Genomic DNA, 18,900 nt, shown 5'->3' on the forward strand with positions numbered 1-18,900 from the left:
TTCATGGCGCTTGAACGCCCCGAGATCGACTTCCCCGAGGGCCAGCCGCCCGCCTACCTCGACATCACCGACATCACCGAGGGCGACGGCCCCGAGGCCGTCAAGGGCTCGCAGGTGTCGATGCACTACGTCGGCGTGTCGTGGTCGACCGGCGAGGAGTTCGACGCGTCCTGGAACCGCGGCGGCACGCTCGACTTCGAGCTCGGCTCCGGCCGCGTCATCAAGGGCTGGGACATGGGCATCGCCGGGATGAAGGTCGGCGGCCGCCGCAAGCTCGTCATCCCGCCGCACCTCGCCTACGGCGACCGCAGCCCGAGCCCCGCCATCAAGCCCGGCGAGACGCTCATCTTCGTCGTCGACCTGGTCGGCGTCGGCTAGCAGGCGCCGACTGACCGCCTCGAACGGCGGGCGTCCCGGGCAGCGGTGTCCGGGGCGCCCGCCGTCGCCGTCATCGGGTGCCCTCGCCTTTCCGGGGTCGCGCGGCGCGCCTCAGCGGGAGCGGCGGCCTATGAGGTAGCCGACCGCGACGCCCGCGAGGGCGACCACTCCGCCGGTTCCGAACGCGGCGGCCATCGGGAGCCAGGCCCCCGCGGGCGCCGGCTCGGCCGCGGCCCGTCCCGGGTAGACGGCGCGTCCCGGGGCCGCGGGCCCGGCGGCGGGCGCCGGGGACCCGGGCGGCGGCTCCGCGGCCGGGGCCAGGGGCGGGACCGGTGCCGGGGCGATGAGGTCGCGTTCGACGGCGGAGAAGAACTCGCCCGCGGTGCGCTTGGCGACGCTGCCGAGCATCCGCTGCCCGACGCCGCCGACCATCCCGCCGACGACCGCGTCCGCGTCGTAGTCGATGCGGGTGGCGCCGCCGCCGTCCGAGAGCCGGACGCGGACGGTGGCGTCCACCGTGCCGGGCGCGCCCTGGCCGCGGGCCCGCAGCACGAACGAGCGCGGCGGGTCGGGGTCGGCCAGCTCGACCTGCCCCACGTAGGTGCCCTGGATCGACGCGACGCCCGCCGTGACCGTCATGCGGTAGGTGCCGTCCCCGTTCTCCTCCAGGGAGCGGCACCCGGGAATCGTCCTCGCCAGCACGGCCGGGTCCTGGAGCGCGTCCCAGACGCGGTCGAGCGGCGCGGCGACGCTGGCACTGCCGGTGAGCTGCATGACCCGACTTTAGAGAACCCCGCGGCCTCGCCGAACGGCAACTTCTGCCGAGTACACGCCGAGGATTGGGCAGATGCGCTCCCCGGCGCCCTGGGAATGGTCAGATATGTCCGCCAGGTTCCGTGCGGGGCGAACCTCGACCGCCGCTCGCGCGTCAACCGATGCGGACCCACTGCACCCGCAGCGGACCGCAAGCCCCCCGAGCGAACGGAGTACGCGGCCGATGCCAGCGAAGACGCCCGTGATCGCCATGGTCGCCGCCGGTGTGCTCGGCGTGGCGGCGGGCGCCTGGCCCGTGGCGACCGCCGGGTTCGGCGGCGGCTCGGGCCCGTCCATGCGGACGCAGCTCGCGTCCGTGCTCGACGACCAGCAGTGGGCGACGCCCAAGCCCGGGTCGTGGACGATGCCGAAGCCGGAGGCGGGCGGCCTGCCGCCCGTCATCAAGCGCATCGAGACGCAGGAGCGCGTCGTCTTCCTCACGATCGACGACGGCTACACCTACGACTCGGAGTTCGTGAACCTCGTCCGCAAGGAGAAGGTCCCCATCCTGACGTTCCTGACCTCCACCTACATCAAGGGGCAGGGGCAGTACTTCTGGGCCATGCGCAACGCCGGCTCGCAGATGGAGAACCACACCGTCACGCACCCCAACATGGCCACGCTCAGCGCCGAGTCGCAGAAGAAGGAGATCTGCGACTCCTCCGACGCCATCCAGAAGCAGTACGGGCGCCGTCCCCAGGTCTTCCGCCCTCCGTTCGGCAGCTACAACCAGACCACCTTGCAGGCCGCGAAGGAATGCGGCATCAAGTCGGTGCTGCTGTGGTCGGCGGAGTTCTACAACGGCACCTCCGGGCCCGGCGTCGGCTACAACGGCTTCGCGCGCGGCGACGGCGGCAAGGGCTTCAAGCCCGGCGACATCATCCTCATGCACTACCGCAAGGGGCTCGCCCAGGAGTTCCAGATGATCCTCGGCTGGATCAGGCAGGCCGGCTTCCGGCCCGCCGCGGTCGAGAACTACCTGCCGAGGTCCCTGGGCGGAAACGCCCCCGACCAGCCGTCGCACGCCTGAAAGCGACCTTCCCGGAGGAAACTCGGTTGGGCGGGAGTCCCGGGGGGCTCTGTGCCTAAGGTCAACACGCTGGCGGGGTCGAGGTCCCCTGCTTTCCCGAGCCGACCCCGCCAGCCACGAACGGCACGCCCCCGGCCGGCCGGACTCGAACGGCCTGACGGCCCGGCCCGAACGGGTGGACGCACCGTCAGGCGACCTCGGCGCCCTCCGGAACGCGCAGGGACGGGTCGTCCGCGGCGCGCAGCCGGAGCGTGTAGAGGGAGTCCGGGGACAGCGGCATCGCGTCCACCCGGATCCCCTCCGCGTCCTCGACCGCCGAGGCGATCACCGCCGACACCGGGATGACGCCGGCCTCCCCCGCGCCCTTGATGCCGAGGGGGTTCAGCGGCGACGGCGTCTCCAGGTGGTCGGTCTCGATGCGCGGCACCTCCGTCGCGTACGGCATCAGGAAGTCCATGAACGAGGCGTTGAGCAGCTGCCCCGACTCGTCGTAGACCATCCGCTCGTACAGGGCGCCGCCGACGCCCTGCGCGACGCCGCCGTGGATCTGGCCCTCCACCACCATCGGGTTGATGAGCCGCCCGCAGTCGTGGACGACCGCGTACCGCAGGATCGCGACCTCGGCGGTGTCCGGGTCGACCTCCACGATCGCGGCGTGCGCGCCGGAGGCGAACGTGGAGCGCACCGGCGAGTAGTAGTCGCGGCCCTCCAGGCCGGGCTCGTCCCCGGCGGCGACGGGCGGCTCGGTGACCGGGCGGCCCACCGCGAACTGCGTCGCCGCGGCGGCCTCCTCGTCGAACGCGTAGCGCAGCGGGTTCGACAGGACCGCCACCGTCCGCAGCGGGACGGCCGCCGACCGGTCGCCGCGCACGTGCACGACCCCGTCGGTGATCTCCAGGTCGTCCGGGTCGGCCTCCAGGGCCTCTCCCGCGATGCGCAGCGCCTTCCCGCGGACCTTCCGGCACGCCAGCGCGATCGCGTTCCCGCTCATCACCGCCGCGCGGGACGCGAACGTGCCCACCGCGTACCCGAACCGCCGGGTGTCGCCCGTCGTGACGTTGACGTCCTCGATGGGGACGCCCAGCTCGGCGGCGGCGATCTGCGCGAACACGGTCTCGTGGCCCTGGCCCTGCGAGGTGAGCCCGGTCGACACGTGCACACGGCCCGCGGTGTCGATCTCGACGTGCCCGCCCTCGTAGGGGCCGACGCCCGTCCCCTCGACGTAGACGCCGAGGCCGATGCCGATGCGGCGGCCCCGGGACGCGGCGGCGGCGCGCTCGGCCTCGAAGACGTCCCAGCCGATCAGGTCCAGCGCCTTGCCGAGCAGCTCCGGGTAGTTCCCCGAGTCGTAGATCAGCGGGCGGCCGTCCTGGAAGGTCAGGCCCTGGTCGTAGGGGAACTCGTCGGGCTGGATGAAGTTGGCCGCGCGCACGGCGGCGCGGTCGCGGCCGAGGTGGCGGGCGATGCGGTCCATCGTCCGCTCCATGCAGAACACCCCCTGCGGGCGGCCCGCGCCGCGGTACGGGGTGACGATGAGGGTGTTGGTGTAGAGGCTGACGACCTCCGCCCGGTACGCGCCGATCTTGTAGGGGCCGAGCAGCTGGGTGGAGGTGACGATCGGGATGATGATCCCGTACGGGGTGTAGGCGCCGTGGTCGTGCAGGATCCGCACGTCCAGGCCGAGGACGCGGCCCTCGTCGTCGAACCCGACGCGCACGTCCTGGAGCTGCCCGCGCTCGTGCGCGGCGGAGACGAAGTGCTCACGGCGGTCCTCGGTCCACTTGATCTCGCGGTCCAGCAGCCGCGCCGCCCACGGCACCAGGATCTCCTCGGGCCACGGGTGGACGATCTTCACGCCGAAGCCGCCGCCGACGTCCGGCGCGATCACCTCCACCTTGCCGTTCGGCATGCCGAGCCGCGCCGCGATCGCCGCCCGCACGCTGGTGGAGGCCTGCGTCGAGGAGTACACGCGCAGCGACGCGTCGTCGGCGTCCCACCGCGCGTAGACGCCGCGGCCCTCCAGCGGCATGGACGCGCTGCGCTCGATGGACAGCCGGAACGCAAGCACGTGCGGCGCGGCGTCGATCGCCGCCGCCGCGTCGCCGTTCTCCTGGACCAGGACGGCGCCCACGTTGCCGGGCACGTCGTCGTGGACGAGATGCTCGGCGCGCTCGGCCGTCTCGATGCCGACGACGGGGGGCAGCGGCTCGTACTCGACGCGGATGCGCTCGGCGGCGTCCTCGGCCAGGTAGCGGTCGCGGGCCACGACCATCACGACCGGCTCGCCGACGTGCCGGACGGTCTCGCGGGCGAGCGGGTAACCGGTGCGGCCGTGGGTGAGCGCGGGGTGCGGGATGAGGAGCGGCAGCGGGTCCCCGACCTTCCCCGGCAGGTCCTCCCAGGTGTAGACGGCGACCAGCCCCTCGACGTCGAGGGCCTCCGACACGTCGATGTCGGCGATCCGGGCGTGCGCGTGCGGGGAGCGCACGAACGCCGCCGCGAGCGCGTCCCGGCCGAGGTCGTCGAGGTAGCGGCCGCGCCCGGTGAGGAGCCTGCCGTCCTCGCGCCGCTCGACCGGCTCACCGAAGACCCGGGTCCCCATTCACGCCTCCCCATTGAGCAGGTCCGCGGCGCGGTGCACCGACTTGACGATGTTCTGGTACCCGGTGCAGCGGCACAGGTTCCCGGAGATCCCCTCCAGGACCTGGTCCTCCGTGGGGCGCGGCGTCTCGCGCAGCAGCGCCGTGACGGTGCAGAGGAAGCCGGGCGTGCAGAAGCCGCACTGCAGCCCGTGGCACTCGCGGAACGCCCGCTGCACCGGCGACGGCGTCCCGTCCGGCTCCGCGAGCCCCTCGACGGTCGTGACCTCGTGGCCCGCGGCGGTGACGGCGAGCATCAGGCACGAGCGGACCGGGTCGCCGTCCAGCAGGACGGTGCAGCAGCCGCAGACGCCGTGCTCGCACCCGACGTGGGTGCCGGTGAGCCCGAGGTCGTGCCGGAGCAGGTCCGACAGCAGCCGCCGCGCCGGGACCCGGGCCGTGCGGTGCGTCCCGTTGACGGTCAGCGCGACCTCGAAGCTCTCCGCCATCAGTCCTCCGCCCTCCGCAGCGCCTCGGCCGCGGCCGCGTTCAGGGCGCGCTCGGCGAGCACGCCGGTCAGGTGGCGCCGGTAGCCGGCGCCCGCGTGGATGTCGGGTTCGGGGTCGATCCGCTCCCGGACGTGCGCGGCCGCCGCCGCCCAGTCCCCGCGGGGCCCGGCGGCGGCGGTGAGGTCGAGCACGAGCGGGGTCGGCGCGATGCCGAGGAACCCCGCCCGCGCGGAGGCGACCCGCAGGTCCTCGTCGAGGCCGACGACGGCCGCGACGCCGCTGAGCGCGTAGTCGCCGTGCCGCCGCGCCGTCTCGGCGAACGCGGTCCCGGTGCGGGGCGGCGCGGCCGGGAAGAACGCCGAGACGGCCAGCTCGCCGGGTTCGAGCGCCGACTCCAGCGGGCCGCGGAAGAACGCGCCGGCGGGGATGGTGCGGCGCCCCCGCGCCGACGCCGCCTCGACCGTCCCGCCGAGGACGGCCAGCACGGCGGGCATCTCGGCGGCGGGGTCGGCGTGGGCGAGACTGCCGACGACCGTGCCCCGGTTGCGGATCACCGGGTGCGCGACGTGCCGGAGCGCCCGGCCGAGGAGCGGCTGCACGGCCGCCGCCTCCGCCGAGCGCTCCACCCGCGCGTGCCGGGCGAGCGCGCCGACCCGCACGCCCTGGTCGCCGACGTGCAGCGTGTCCAGTTCGGCGACGCGGTTGATGTCGACCAGGTCCGGCGGCGCGGCCAGCCGCATGTTCAGCAGCGGGATGAGGCTCTGCCCGCCCGCGAGCACCTTCCCGCCGGGCGCGGCGGCCAGGACGTCCAGGGCCTCGCCGAGCGTGCCCGGCGCGTGGTACCCGAACGGAGGTGGTTTCACCGCGCCGCCCCGTCAGCTCGCATCGTTGTTCGGTGTGTCGGTGGTGTGGTTCTCGGAGGTAGGTGTACCCGGTCGGCGCGGTTCCCGCCCGGCGTGCCGGACGGGGCCGCCGATCTCCTCCTCCCCCGGGGCGATCATGCCGCCGCCCGTGTCCTCCGGTCTGCGCAGCACGTTCAGGACGTGGTAGCCGACCAGGACGGCGATGGTGCCGAGCGCGATGCCCTGGAGCGGGAAGTCGTCGGTGACCTGGAGCGTCACGTTCCCGATCGCGAGGATGATCGCCGCCGCGACCGGGACGAGGTTGACCGGGTCGGCGAAGTCGACCCGGTTCTCGATCCAGATCTTCGCGCCGAGCAGGCCGATCATCCCGTAGAGGACGACGGTGATGCCGCCGAGGACGCCGCCGGGCGTCGCGGCGACGAGGGCCCCGAACTTCGGGCACAGCCCGAACAGGATCGCCACGATCGCGGCGACGAAGTAGGCGGCGGTGGAGTAGATCCTGGTCGCCGCCATGACGCCGATGTTCTCGGCGTAGGTGGTGGTGGGCGAGCCGCCCACGGCGGTGGCGAGGGCGGTGCCGACGCCGTCCGCGGCGATGGCCCGGCCGAGGACCGGGTCCAGGTCGTCGCGCGTCATCGCGGCCACGGCCTTGACGTGCCCGGTGTTCTCCGCGATCAGCGCGATGACGGCGGGCAGCGCCAGCAGGATCGCCGAGGTCTTGAAGTCGGGGGCGTGCAGGTCGGGGAACCCGAACCAGTCGGCGCCCTTCACGTTCGTGAAGTTCACCCGCTCGTGCGGGAAGGCGGTGGCGACGCAGTAGGGGCCCTCGGCCGCGCACGGCTTGCCGGCGCCGTCCAGCAGGTTCTGCCCGGGCAGCACGGAGGTGATCTTCCCGGCGGTGGCGTCGAGCAGCCAGGACAGGACGAAGCCGAACACCAGCGCCAGCAGGATCGTGATCCGCGCCCAGAAGCCGCGCAGGAGCACCGCGCAGAGCACCGCGAACGCCAGCGTCGCCAGCGCCACCCACTGGTCCTGCGGCCAGTACACGGTGGCGACGACCGGGGCGAGGTTGAACCCGATCAGCATGACCACGGCGCCGGTCACCACCGGCGGGAACACCTTGTGGATGACCTCGCCGCCGACGACGTGGATGAGCACGCCGACCGCCGCGAGCACCAGGCCCGCGACGAAGATCGCTCCGGTCACGGTGGCGCTGTCGCCGCCCGCCGCGCGGATCGCCGCGACGGCGCCGACGAACGAGGCGCTCGTGCCGAGGTAGCTCGGCACCCGGCCGCCCACGATCAGCAGGAACAGGATCGTCGCGACCCCGGACATCATGATCGCCAGGTTGGGGTCCAGGCCCATCACGACCGGGAACACGAAGGTCGCCCCGAACATCGCGACCACGTGCTGGGCGCCGATGCCCGCGGTCCGCGGCCACGAGAGCCGCTCGTCCGGCCGCACGACCTCCCCGGGCGGCGGCGTCCGCCCGTCGCCGTGCAGCTTCCAGCCGATCGCCATGGGGGTCCTCCTGCTCAGCCGGCCGCGTCCCCGCGGGCCTTTCATGCGGGCAAGGTAGATCTACCCTGGTGGGCGGGCATCGGCGACATCTGCCAAACCGCGCGTCCAGGATTGGGAGGACCGGACGGTGCGCCGGCGGGCCGTTCCGGGACGGCGGCCCCCGGCTCCGGTGCGGCGTCCCGGGTCGGCGGGACGTCGCCGCTACCCTCAGATACCCCGCATGCGCAGCACGTGAAGAGCGAGGGTGAGGTTGAGCCGCAGATGGGCGTCCTCGGTGAACGCTCCGAGCATCCTTTCGAGCTTGCCTATGCGGTACCGCAGCGTGTTGTAGTGGAAGTGGAGCCGGCGCGCCGTCTCCGCGACGTTGAGGTTCGTCTCCAGCAGCACCTGGAGGGTGCGGCGCAGGTCGACGAGCTCCGGCTCGTCGTCGGCGGCGAGGTCGCCGAGCGTCTCGCGGACGAACGCGTGCAGCTCGTCCGGGTCGGAGACGAGGCTGAGCAGCCGGTACACGCCGAGCTGGTCGAAGTGCGCCCGCGCTCCCGCGCCGTTGAGCTGGCGCCCGACCCGCACGGCCTTCACCGCCTGCTCGTAGGCCTCGGGCAGCGCGGCGGGCGAGGTCACCGTCCGGCTGATGCCGGTGGAGAACGTCCGCCGCACCGGCAGGTGCTCGGCGAAGATCGACGAGGCCTCCTTGACCATCGCCTGGACCGGTCCGGCGGTCCACTCGGCGGGGTCGTCGCCCTCGGCGCCGACGATCGCCACGACCTCGTGGGCGAAGCTCGCGACGGCCGCGCCCCGGTCGTGCCGGCGGACGGCCGTCGTCCACGCGGCGGCGAGCCGCTCCTGCGCGGCCCTCTCCTCGGCGCCGCGGACGCCGCGCGCCCCGCCGTCGGGTTCGGCCGCCTTCCCGCGGCCCTTGCCTTCGGCCTCCTGGGCGGCGGCACCGCGCGGGCGCCCGTCCAGTTCAGCGACGACCACCATCATCGGCCGGTCGAGGTCCCAGCCGAACCCGCCGCAGTGCGACACGATCCGGTCGTCGCCGCCCGCGCGGCCCGCGAGGATGTCGCGCAGGAAGTCGGCGCGGTACTTGCTCTCCACGGCCGCGACGGCCTGCTGCTTGGTCACCACGAGCGCGGCCACGGTCGCGGCGCGCTCCAGGATGCCGAGGTCGGTGCCGCGCAGGGTGCCGGCGGGGCTGAACGCGACGATCCGGCCGTGGTCGAAGCCGCCCGCCATCACGGGGACGACCAGGTGGTCACCGGTGCCGTGCGCGCCGATGATGCCGCAGCCGCCGCGGCCGCACGCCGCGTGCCGGCCCGCGTCGAAGGCCCGCATCGCCTGGACGTGCTCGTCGGGGCCGGCGCCCGCGAGCACCCGCTGCTCGCCGTCCAGCACCACGACCGCCACGTCCAGCAGCGTCGCGACCTCGTCCACGACCTCCTGGAGGCCGCCGCCGCACAGCACGATCTGCACGAGCGCCCGGTGCACCTCCTCGGTGCGGGCGAGGACGGCCGCCTGCCGGTTCAGGATGTCGGTCAGCACCTGGTTCAGGATGTCGTCGAAGCCGACGTCGTTCGGGAGCAGGATCAGGGGGAAGCCGCGCCGGTCCGCCTGCGCGATCATCTCGGCGGGCAGGGAGTCGAGGTAGCGGCCGAGCTTGATGGCCAGCGCCGCGAGGCCGCGCTCGTCCAGGTCGGCGACCAGGTTGTCGAGCGACTGGGGGGTGTTGCGGAGGGGGTAGCCGGTGGTGAGCAGCAGTTCGTTCGGTTTGACCCACGACAGGATGTCGGGGACCTCCATCACGTTCAGCCGCTGGACGACGCGCTCGAGTCCGGCCCGTCCGGCGATGAGGCGGGCGCCGTTCAGGGTGCTGACGCCGAGGACCTCGCCGACCGAGAGGCCGTAGGTCAGTGTTCCGGTACTCGCGAGCCGGAGGGCCGGTGGGCCCGGGTCCGCAGTCGTGTAACTCATGCCAGGGGTCACCTCGCTTTTGGTGCGTACATCGCCCGTAACGGCGTGATCGCTACCGATTTCTGATCAACACTGACAACAAAGACGAACGATGACAACCATCCTTGGCAGATTTATCCATACGTCCAATGCCGGGCCCGTTCTACCGTCATGCCGGAGGCCGGGCCGTCCGCACGCCGGGCGGCCGCCGACACCGGCCTCGGGAGGATCCGTGACCGCTCTCGTCCGCGACCCGATCCGGCTCCCGGCCCGCCCCGGAGCGCGGCCCCCCGCCGCCGGCGCCGCGAGCCTCGCGCTCCGGCCGCTGCTCGACCCGCCGCGCCGCCCCGCCCGCGTCATCGCCGCCTTCCCGGCGGCGGTGTACCTGGAGATGCGGGGAGGCGGGCCCGGGGGCGCGGAGCCGCGCGTGCTCGCCGTCGTCACCTCCGACGCCGGCCGCCTGCCGAACGCGGTGGTGGTCGTCGCCACGAGGCGCGACCACCCGTTCCGGTCCGTGCGCGAGGGCGCGGACGCGTTCGTCGGGGAGGGGCGGATCGAGATGGAGGGCCTCACCGTGCGCGTGCGGCGCTGGTGGGACCCCTCCCCCGTGCTCGGCGGGATGCAGGCCGCGTCGCTGTCGCGGGGCCTGCGCGCCCTGGAGGCCGAACTGGCCGCGGCCGGCGCGCTCACCGCCGCCGGGCCCGCGGGCGGCGGCCTCGCCGGCCACCCCGACCCGGACGCGCTCGCGGCGTGCTGCGCCGCGGGCGACCTCGCGGGCGCCGTGGAGGCGGCCGAGCGGATCGTGGGCCTCGGCCCCGGGTTGACGCCGAGCGGCGACGACATCCTGTGCGGCCTGCTGACCTCGCTGCGGACGGTCGGCGGCGCCGTCCGGCGCGGCGAGAGCGCGGTGCGGCTGGCCGACTGGCTCGGCGCGGCCGTCACCGCCGACGCCGGGACCCGCACGACCGCGCTGGCCGCGACGCTGCTGCACTGCGCCGCGGCGGGCAACGCGGGCGCCGAGGTGACCGCCGTCCTGCGCTGCGTCGCGGGCCACGAACCGCCGCAGGCGGCCGTCCGCCGCCTCCTCGCGGTGGGCCACACGTCGGGCGCGGACCTGGCGCACGGCGTCCTCGCCGGATGCCGCGCCGTCCTCGCCCTCGCCGCCTCCGCGCACCTGCCCGTCCAGCACCTCCAGATGCGGCACCTCCGAGAACGGCGGCACCTCGAAGAACGGCCGGGCGCGCCGAGGGCCACCGCATGACGGACCGGGTCGAGGTGCGGCGGGGGGGCTACCACGATTCGGTCACGCTGATGCGGGTGAGCCGGCTGCTGTCGGAGCGGGCCGGCGTGGCGGCGGCCATGGTGGCGATGGGGACCGAGTTGAACCGCGAGATGTTCGGCCGCATGGGCTTCGCCGTGCCGGACGACGCCGGGCCGGACGACCTGGTCGTCGCGATCCGCGTGATCGACGACACGGCGGACGGCGGGCTGGACGGGGCGCGGGAGGCGCTGGACGGCCTGCTGCGCGAGGCGTCGCGCCCGCCCGCGGAGGGCGGGATCCTGGGCGCGCCCGCACCGGCCCGGACGACCGGGTCCGCGGCGGCCCGCGGCGAGGCGACCGTGGCGCTGCTGTCGGTGCCGGGGCCGCACGTCTTCCCCGAGGCGATGGACGCCCTCGACGCCGGCCTCAACGTGATGATCTTCAGCGACAACGTGCCGGTCGCGCAGGAGATCACGCTGAAGGAGGCGGCGGCGCGGCGCGGGCTGATCGTGATGGGCCCGGACTGCGGGACGGCCGTCGTCGGCGGCGCGGGCCTCGGGTTCGCCAACGCGGTGCGGCCCGGCCCGGTGGGCGTCGTCGCGGCGTCCGGGACGGGCGCGCAGCAGCTGATGTGCCTGCTGGACGCGGCCGGGACCGGCGTCAGCCACGTGCTCGGCGTCGGCGGCCGGGACCTGTCGCCCGAGGTGAGCGGCCGGTCGGCGCTGGCCGCGCTGGCCGCGCTGGACGCCGACCCGGGCACCGAGCTGATCGTGCTGGTGTCCAAGCCGCCCGCGCCGCAGGTACTGGACCTGATCCGGGAGGCGGCCCGGCGGCTGGACACCCCGGTGGTGTTCGCGCTGCCGCTGCCCGGCGAGGACGACCTGACGCGGGCGGCGGAGAAGGCGCTGAGGGCGCTCGGCCGCCCCGTCCCGACGTGGCCGCGCTGGGTGTCGCCGCGGCATGCCGCGCCCGGAGAAGGGCCGTCTGGGCGGGCACGGCCCGGGCGGGCGCTGCGCGGGCTGTTCGCGGGCGGCACGCTGCGCGACGAGGCCGAGATGATCGCCCGCGACGTGCTCGGATGGGAGCTGGAGTCGCGCGGCCACCGCTTCACCGACTTCGGCGACGACGCCTACACGCGGGGCCGCGCGCACCCGATGATCGATCCGACGCTTCGGCTGGAGGCGCTGCGCGCCGAGGCGGCCGACGAGGGCTGCGGCGTCCTGCTCCTGGACGTGGTGCTCGGGTACGGCGCGGAGCCCGACCCGGCCGCCGCGCTCGCCCCGGCCATCGCGGCGGCGCTGCGGGACCGCCCGGACCTCGACGCCGTCGTGTCGCTCTGCGGGACGCCGGCGGATCCGCAGGGCCGCGACCGGCAGGCCCTCGCGCTGTGCGAGGCGGGCGCGGACGTTTTCGCCTCCAACGCCGAGGCGACCCGGCACGCCCTGGCGCTGGTGAACGGGTCGACCGTCGAAGGGATGCCCCGATGAGCGACCACCGGGATGCGCACCGCGCGCACCGGCTGGGCGGGCTGCTGTCCCGCGAGCCGAGCGTCGTCGCGACCGGCGTCGAGGTGCTCGCGAGCGCCCTCGCCGACCAGGCCGTCCCGGTGGAGGCGGTCGACTGGCGGCCGCCGCCCGCCGGGACGGAGGCCGCGCTGGCGGCGGTCCTCGGCGAACCCGGCCACGCCGAGGCCAACGCGCGCGCCGTCCAGCGGATGGTGACGGCGCGCCCGCACCTGGTGGACGTGCGTCCCGCGCGCGAGGTGCTCGGCCTCGAACCGGGACGGTTCCTGCACGCGGGCCCGCCGCTGGAGTGGGAGCGCGCTTCGGGTCCGATGCGCGGGGCCCTCGTCGGCGCGATGCTGCTGGAAGGGCTCGCCGAGACGCCGCGCGGCGCGGAGCGCGAGCTGGAGCGCGGCGCGGCGGTGTTCGAGCCGTGCCACCACCACGCCGCGGTCGGCCCGATGGCGGGCGTCGTCAGCCCGTCCATGTGGATGCTGGTGGTCGAGGACGCCGAGCACGGCGGCACGTCCTACTGCTCGCTCAACGAGGGCCTCGGCAAGGTCCTGCGGTACGGGGCGTACGGGCCGGAGGTGATCGAGCGGCTGGCGTGGATGGGCGAGGTGCTCGGTCCGGCGCTGCGCGAGGCCGTGCGGCGGCACGGGCCGGTCGACCTGATGGCGCTCATCGCGCAGGCCCTCCAGATGGGCGACGAGCTGCACAACCGCAACCGGGCGGCGACGTCGCTGCTGCTGCGCGAGCTGGCGCCCGCGCTCGCGGCGGCCGAGGAGGTGCCCCGCGCGAGGGCCGCCGAGGCGCTGAGGTTCGCGGCGGGCAACGACCACTTCTTCCTCAACGCGGGCATGGCGGCGGCGAAGGCGTGCGCCGACGCGGCCCGCGGCGTGCCGGGGTCGAGCCTCGTCGTCGCGATGGCCCGCAACGGCACCGATTTCGGCATCCAGGTGTCGGGGACGGGCGACCGCTGGTTCACCGGCCCCGCGGGCGTCCCCGACGGCCTCTACCTCGGCGGGTACGGCCCGGACGACGCCAACCCCGACATCGGCGACTCGGCGATCACCGAGACGGCCGGGATGGGCGGTTTCGCGCTCGCCGCCGCGCCCGCGATCGTCCGCTTCGTCGGCGGGGAGGTCCCGGACGCGGTCGCCGCCACCCAGCGGATGTACGAGATCACCCTCGCCGAGCACCCCATGCTGCAGATCCCGCTGCTGTCGTTCCGCGGGACGCCGGTCGGCGTGGACGTCACCCGCGTCGTGCGCACCGGGATCCTGCCCGTCATCGACACCGGCATCGCCGGGCGCGAGGCCGGCACGGGCCAGGTCGGCGCGGGGCTGGTCGAACCGCCGGCGAACGTCTTCACCGACGCCCTGCGCGCCCTGGCCGAACCGGCGCAGCCGCTCCGGGGGTAACGTCGCCCGCATGAGCGAGTCGATCATCGGGGAGAAGTCCGCCCTCACCGGCGAGCAGTACGCCATCGGCGCTGGGCACTACCAGGCCGTCGTCACCGAGTCGGGCGCGAGCCTGCGCGAGTTGACGCACGAGGGGCGCGCGCTGGTGCTGACGCACGGCGCCGACGAGCCGGCCCCCGCCGCGTTCGGGCACCTGCTGGTCCCGTGGCCGAACCGCGTCGACCGCGGCCGCTACGACTACGGCGGCTCGGAGCACCGGCTCGACCTGTCCGAGCCGGAGCGCGACTGCGCGATCCACGGGCTCGTCCGCTGGGCGGCCTGGACGGCGGCCGAGCACGAGCCCGACCGGGTGCGGCTCACGCACCGGCTGCTCGGCACCGCCGGGTACCCGTTCCGCCTCGACCTGGAGGCCGAGTACACCCTGGACGCCGACGCGGGGCTCCGCGTGCGGATGACGGCGCGCAACACCGGCACCAGGACCGCCCCCTACGGCCACGGCGCGCACCCCTACCTGACGGTCGGCGAGCCCATCGACGGCTGCTCCGTCACGCTGGGCGCCGACCGCTACCTCCCGGTGGACGACCGGATGATCCCGTCGGGGCCGTCGGAGGACGTCACCGGCACCCCCTACGACCTGCGGACCGGGCCCGTGTTCGGCGACCGGCGGATCGACAACGCCTACACCGCGCTCAACCGCGACGGCCACGGACGCGCCTGGGTGACCCTGGCCGGGGCCGACCGCACGGTGCGGCTCTGGGCCGACGAGTCGCACCCGTGGATGGAGATCTACACCGCCGACAACGCCCCGGACCCGCGCAGCGGGCTCGGCGTCGAGCCGATGACGTGCCCGCCCAACGCGTTCGCGTCCGGGGAGGGCGTCGTGGACCTCGGGCCGGGCGAGGAGTTCACCGGGACCTGGGGCGTCCAGGCGTCCTGATCACGCGGTACCGGTTCCCTAGCAGGCAGGGGTTGGGGGATCATTGCGGGGTGAACCTCAGCGTCTCCTCATGCGACGACCTTTCCGCGCGCATCGCCGCCGTCCGCGACGCCCATGGCGAGCGCTTCCCCGGCGGCGCGGAGGGCCGCCAGCCGGTCCACACCGTGTACGTCCCGGCGGACCGGTTCTCCCGCTCGACGCCCGCCGACTTCGGCGCCGAGGCGCTGCGGCTGCTGAACACCCACACGCCGGGCGCCGGGTCGTTCGGCGCCGCGTTCGGGCTCGACCCCGAGCTCGCCGGGCCGGTGCGCGAGCGCGTCGCGGCGAAGCTCGCCGCCGAGCCGGTGGAGGACGTGCGGATCGACTTCGAGGACGGCTACGGGGTCCGCGACGACACCGAGGAGGACGCCCACGTCGACCAGGTCGTCGAGGCGATCGGCGCCGCGTACCAGGTGAAGGGCCTGCCGCACTACTGGGGGCTGCGGGTCAAGTCGTTCGCCGACGGCGGCCACGAGCGCGCGATGCGGACGCTGGACGGGTTCCTGACCGCGCTGCGCGACCGGCTCGGCCGGCTGCCCGGCGGGTTCACCATCACCTTCCCCAAGGTGACCTCGATCGAGCACGTCCGGCTGTTCGTCGAGTTCCTGGACCGGCTGGAGACCTCGCTCGGGCTGCCGCAGGGCATCCTGCGCTTCGAGATCCAGATCGAGACGCCGCAGGTGCTGATGGACGACAAGGAGAACCGGATGGGGCTCCAGTCGTTCGTCACCGAGGCGCAGGGACGCATCACCGCCGCCCACTTCGGCGTGTTCGACTACACCGCCGCGCTCGGGCTGCCTCCGCACGAGCAGCGGCTCGACCACCCCGCCTGCGACTTCGCCCGGCACATCATGCAGGTGTCGCTGGCGGGCACCGGGGTCCGGCTCTCGGACGGCTCCACCAACGTCATCCCCCGCAACGACGGGCCCGACGAGGTCAACGCGACGTGGGCCGTGCACGCCGGGCACGTCCGGCACTCGCTGGCGCACGGGTTCTACCAGGGCTGGGACCTGCATCCCGCGCACCTGCCGAGCCGGTACGCGGCGGTGTACGCGTTCCACCTGAGCGGGGTCGACGACGTGATCGGGCGGGTGCGGGCCTGGCACGAGCAGGCGGGGAGCGCGAACGGCGTCCTGGACGAGCCCGCCACGATCACGGCGCTCACCGCCCGGCTGCGCCGCGCGGTCGACTGCGGGGCGCTGGACGAGAGCGTTCTGCCCGCAGGCGGTTGAGCGCGGACAGGTCGTCCGGGGTGTCGATGTCGTCGGGGGCGGCGACGTCGTCGCACGGGACCGGCGTCACCAGCTCCGGGTGGGCGCGCAGGTAGCCGCGCGCCCCCTGGTCGCCGACCGCGGCCTCGGCGACGCCGGCGAAGTGCCCCGCGGTCAGCAGGACGGGGTTGCGCGGCGCTCCCCCGTAGGCGGCGACCGCGATCCCGGCGCCCTCCTCGTAGGCGGCGATCAGCCGCGCGACGGCGGCGGGCGTCACCAGGGGCTGGTCGACCAGCGCGACGACCACGGCGGGGCAGCGGGGCGGCAGCGCGGCGAGCCCGGCCCGCAGGGACGAGCCCATGCCCTCGCGCCAGTCGGGGTTCGGGACGACGACGGCGCCGATGACCTCGATCTGCGCGGCCCCCGCCACCACCAGGACCGGGGAGCAGCCGCCGTCGCGCAGCGTCCGGACGCCCCGGTCGACGAGCCGCTCGCCGTCCAGCTCCAGCGTCGCCTTGGGCCGCCCGAACCGGCTGCCCTCCCCCGCCGCGAGCAGCAGCCCGGCCGGGGACTCCTCATGGCGCAACGTCATCCCGCGAGGGTAGTGCGCCCGCGCCGCCATTTCATGGAGGCGGCCCGCGCGGGCCTCAGGAGTCCGACTCGGCGTGGATGCGGCCGCTGGTGTCGGTGAGGGGGCGGCCGGAGCCGCCCCAGCGCAGCTGCACCAGTTCCGCCGCGATCGACACGGCCGTCTCCTCGGGCGTGCGGGCGCCGAGGTCCAGGCCGATCGGCGAGCGCAGCCGGGCCAGCTCGGCGCCGGACAGGCCGGCCTCGCGGAGCCTCGACAACCGGTCCTCGTGGGTGCGGCGCGAGCCCATGGCGCCGACGTAGCCCGCCTCCGTGCGCAGCGCCACCTCCAGCAGCGGGACGTCGAACTTCGGGTCGTGGGTGAGGACGCAGATGGCCGTCCGCCCGTCGATGGCGTCGCGCGTCTCCTCCAGGAACTTGTGCGGCCACTTCACGACGACCTCGTCGGCCTCGGGGAACCGCTTGGGCGTCGCGAACACCGGCCGCGCGTCGCACACCGTCACGTGGTAGCCGAGGAACTTGCCGATCCGGGCGACGGCGGCCGCGAAGTCGATCGCGCCGAACACCAGCAGCCGGGGCGGCGGCGCGAACGAGTGCACGAAGACGCTGAGGTCGTCCAGCCGCCGCTCCCCCTCGGGCCCGTAGTGCCGCTGCCCGGTGAGGCCCTGGGCGAGCATGCCGCGCGCGTCGTCGTCCACCGCCGCGTCGAGGCGGGCCGCGTGCGGGGCGCCGGGCGCGAGGGACCCCGACGCCCGGTCGGTCCAGATCACGCGGCGGGCGCCGATCCGCCCCGGCCCGGCCACGACGGTGGCGACCGCGACCGGTTCGCGCGCCCCGATCGCGGCGGCGACCTCCGCGAACTCGGGGAAGGTGTCCGGGCCGACGGGCTCCACCAGCACGTCCAGGATGCCGCCGCAGGTCAGGCCCACCGCGAACGCGTCGTCGTCGCTCACCCCGTACCGCTGGACGACGGGCTCGCCGGTCTCCAGCACCGACCGCGCCAGCTCGTACACGGCGCCCTCGACGCAGCCGCCGGACACGCTGCCCGCCGCCTCCCCGTCCGCCGAGACGGCCATCGCCGCGCCCGGCGGGCGCGGCGCGCTGCGGAAGGTGTTCACGACGGTCGCGAGCGCGAACGTCCGCCCGGACCCGTACCAGCCGGCGATGTCGCCGAGCACGTCACGCATGAGCCCTCCCCTTTCCGGCGCCCGCGACGATGCGGGCCAGCTCCTCCAGTGCGGCCAGGCTGTGCCCGGAGGTGAAGTCGTCCACGTGCGGCAGCGCCGCGGCCATACCCGCGGTGAGCGGCTCGTACCCGGGCCGCGCCTTGTGCGGGTTCGCCCACACCACCCGGTGCGCGAGCCGGTGCAGCCGCGCCATCTGCGCGCCGAGGAGGCCCGCGTCGCCGCGCTCCCACCCGTCCGAGGCGATCACCACGACCGCGCCCCGCGCCAGCCCGCGCTGCCCGAACCGGTCGAGGAACTCCTTCAGCTCCTCGCCGAGCCGCGTGCCGCCGCTCCAGTCCGGGATGGCAGCGGACGCCGCCGCCATCGCCGCGTCCGGGTCGCGGTGCCGCAGCTCGCGGGTGAGGCGGGTGAGGCGCGTCCCGGCGCTGAACACCTCGACGTCCCGCCCGCCGGAGCGCGCGGCGGCGTGCGCGAACCGCAGCATCGCGTCGGCGTAGGGGCTCATCGATCCGCTGACGTCCACGATCAGCACGACCCGCCGCGGCCGGGTGCGGTGGCTCCGGTGCCTCAGCAGGGACGTCTCGCCGCCGCGCCGCAGGGTCTCCCGGACGGTGCGCGCCGGGTCGAGCCGCCCGGAGGCCGCGGGGGCGAACCGCCGCGACCTGCGCCGCTCGGCCCCCGCGTCCAGCAGGGCGATGAGCCGCGCGACCTCGGCGCGCTCGGCGGCTCCGAGCCGCGCCACGTCCCGGTCGCGCAGCACCTCGACCTCGCTGGCCGTGGCCGCCTCGAGATCCCCCTCCCGGTCGCCGCCCGTCCCGCCCGGCTCCGCCGCCGGCACCCGGCGCGCCACCACGGGCGGCGGCCTGCGGCCCGGCCGGGCCGTCGCGCCCGAGAAGTACGCGGCGAAGCAGCGGTCGTAGCGGGCGAGGTCGTCCGGGTCGGCGCACAGGGTGAGCCGGCCCGCCCAGTACACGTCGCGGGGGTCGAGGACGTCGAGGTGGCCGAGCGCCGCGAGCATCGCCTGGACCCGCTCGGGATCGGCCGCCCCGCCCGCCGCGCGCACCGTCCTGGCGAAGCCGACCATCGTCTCGGTGACGTCCCGGTCCAC

The 18,900-nt window shown here is 75.1% G+C and carries 16 protein-coding genes; 7 read left to right on the forward strand and 9 right to left on the reverse strand.

Annotated elements, in window-relative coordinates; all coding sequences use genetic code 11:
• The first annotated feature begins 3 nt into the window (after positions 1 to 3).
• Positions 4 to 378 (forward strand): FKBP-type peptidyl-prolyl cis-trans isomerase, encoded by a 375-nt coding sequence (locus tag FKD65_RS09315; RefSeq protein ID WP_089312346.1) that lies wholly within the window; start codon positions 4 to 6, stop codon positions 376 to 378.
• 111 nt (positions 379 to 489) lie between these two features.
• Here the strand turns inward: FKD65_RS09315 and FKD65_RS09320 are convergent, their stop codons facing one another.
• A complete protein-coding gene (locus FKD65_RS09320) occupies positions 490 to 1,152 on the reverse strand; it encodes a carbon monoxide dehydrogenase subunit G (RefSeq protein ID WP_141577072.1) in 663 nt (220 codons plus the stop codon).
• Positions 1,153 to 1,375: 223 nt separating this feature from the next.
• Between FKD65_RS09320 and FKD65_RS09325 the strand changes: the two genes are divergently transcribed.
• The gene (locus FKD65_RS09325) at positions 1,376 to 2,221 is read left to right on the forward strand and encodes a polysaccharide deacetylase family protein (RefSeq protein WP_141577073.1); all 846 of its coding nucleotides are present in this window, start codon (positions 1,376 to 1,378) and stop codon (positions 2,219 to 2,221) included.
• A 187-nt stretch (positions 2,222 to 2,408) separates the two neighbouring features.
• Here FKD65_RS09325 and cutA read toward each other — a convergent pair whose 3' ends face one another.
• The 5 genes from cutA to FKD65_RS09350 form a co-directional block, all read right to left on the reverse strand.
• Positions 2,409 to 4,823 carry an aerobic carbon-monoxide dehydrogenase large subunit gene (cutA, locus tag FKD65_RS09330; RefSeq protein WP_141577074.1) on the reverse strand — a complete coding sequence of 805 codons (2,415 nt, stop codon included), beginning with the start codon at positions 4,821 to 4,823 and terminating at the stop codon, positions 2,409 to 2,411.
• A complete protein-coding gene (locus FKD65_RS09335; RefSeq protein ID WP_141577075.1) occupies positions 4,824 to 5,309 on the reverse strand; it encodes a (2Fe-2S)-binding protein in 486 nt (161 codons plus the stop codon).
• A complete protein-coding gene (locus tag FKD65_RS09340) occupies positions 5,309 to 6,172 on the reverse strand; it encodes a xanthine dehydrogenase family protein subunit M (protein ID WP_141577076.1) in 864 nt (287 codons plus the stop codon). Before FKD65_RS09340 ends, FKD65_RS09335 begins: the two co-directional genes overlap by 1 nt.
• Before the next feature lie 12 nt (positions 6,173 to 6,184).
• Entirely contained in the window at positions 6,185 to 7,693 is a 1,509-nt protein-coding gene (locus FKD65_RS09345) for a uracil-xanthine permease family protein (RefSeq protein ID WP_141577077.1), read from the reverse strand.
• Between the two features lie 207 nt (positions 7,694 to 7,900).
• Positions 7,901 to 9,664 (reverse strand): PucR family transcriptional regulator, encoded by a 1,764-nt coding sequence (locus tag FKD65_RS09350; RefSeq protein WP_141577078.1) that lies wholly within the window; start codon positions 9,662 to 9,664, stop codon positions 7,901 to 7,903.
• A 211-nt stretch (positions 9,665 to 9,875) separates the two neighbouring features.
• Here FKD65_RS09350 and FKD65_RS09355 point away from each other — a divergent pair, with 211 nt between their 5' ends.
• Genes FKD65_RS09355 through FKD65_RS09375 form a run of 5 tightly spaced genes read left to right on the forward strand, consistent with a single transcriptional unit; the run spans position 9,876 to position 16,038 of the window.
• Positions 9,876 to 10,904, forward strand: a complete 1,029-nt coding sequence (locus FKD65_RS09355) for a DUF2877 domain-containing protein (protein ID WP_240810050.1) — start codon at positions 9,876 to 9,878, stop codon at positions 10,902 to 10,904.
• On the forward strand, positions 10,901 to 12,391 hold the full coding sequence (locus FKD65_RS09360; protein WP_141577080.1) for an FdrA family protein: 1,491 nt from the start codon (positions 10,901 to 10,903) through the stop codon (positions 12,389 to 12,391). Before FKD65_RS09355 ends, FKD65_RS09360 begins: the two co-directional genes overlap by 4 nt.
• Positions 12,388 to 13,830 carry a DUF1116 domain-containing protein gene (locus tag FKD65_RS09365; RefSeq protein ID WP_141577081.1) on the forward strand — a complete coding sequence of 481 codons (1,443 nt, stop codon included), beginning with the start codon at positions 12,388 to 12,390 and terminating at the stop codon, positions 13,828 to 13,830. The genes FKD65_RS09360 and FKD65_RS09365 overlap by 4 nt, the downstream gene beginning before the upstream one ends.
• A gap of 10 nt (positions 13,831 to 13,840) precedes the next feature.
• On the forward strand, positions 13,841 to 14,767 hold the full coding sequence (locus tag FKD65_RS09370; protein WP_141577082.1) for an aldose 1-epimerase family protein: 927 nt from the start codon (positions 13,841 to 13,843) through the stop codon (positions 14,765 to 14,767).
• A gap of 50 nt (positions 14,768 to 14,817) precedes the next feature.
• Positions 14,818 to 16,038, forward strand: coding sequence for an aldolase (locus FKD65_RS09375; protein ID WP_141577083.1), 1,221 nt, complete (start codon positions 14,818 to 14,820; stop codon positions 16,036 to 16,038).
• Here the strand turns inward: FKD65_RS09375 and FKD65_RS09380 are convergent.
• Genes FKD65_RS09380 through FKD65_RS09390 form a run of 3 tightly spaced genes read right to left on the reverse strand, consistent with a single transcriptional unit; the run spans position 15,968 to position 18,900 of the window.
• Positions 15,968 to 16,609: an NTP transferase domain-containing protein gene (locus FKD65_RS09380; protein WP_141577084.1), complete on the reverse strand. Its 642-nt coding sequence runs from the start codon at positions 16,607 to 16,609 to the stop codon at positions 15,968 to 15,970. The two genes, FKD65_RS09375 and FKD65_RS09380, sit on opposite strands and share 71 nt — an antisense overlap.
• A gap of 55 nt (positions 16,610 to 16,664) precedes the next feature.
• Positions 16,665 to 17,792: an XdhC family protein gene (locus FKD65_RS09385; RefSeq protein WP_141577085.1), complete on the reverse strand. Its 1,128-nt coding sequence runs from the start codon at positions 17,790 to 17,792 to the stop codon at positions 16,665 to 16,667.
• The gene (locus FKD65_RS09390; protein WP_368367236.1) at positions 17,785 to 18,900 is read right to left on the reverse strand and encodes a VWA domain-containing protein; all 1,116 of its coding nucleotides are present in this window, start codon (positions 18,898 to 18,900) and stop codon (positions 17,785 to 17,787) included. The genes FKD65_RS09385 and FKD65_RS09390 overlap by 8 nt, the downstream gene beginning before the upstream one ends.

The sequence above is a fragment of the Actinomadura sp. WMMA1423 genome (assembly GCF_006547145.1).
Classification (GTDB): Bacteria; Actinomycetota; Actinomycetes; order Streptosporangiales; family Streptosporangiaceae; genus Spirillospora.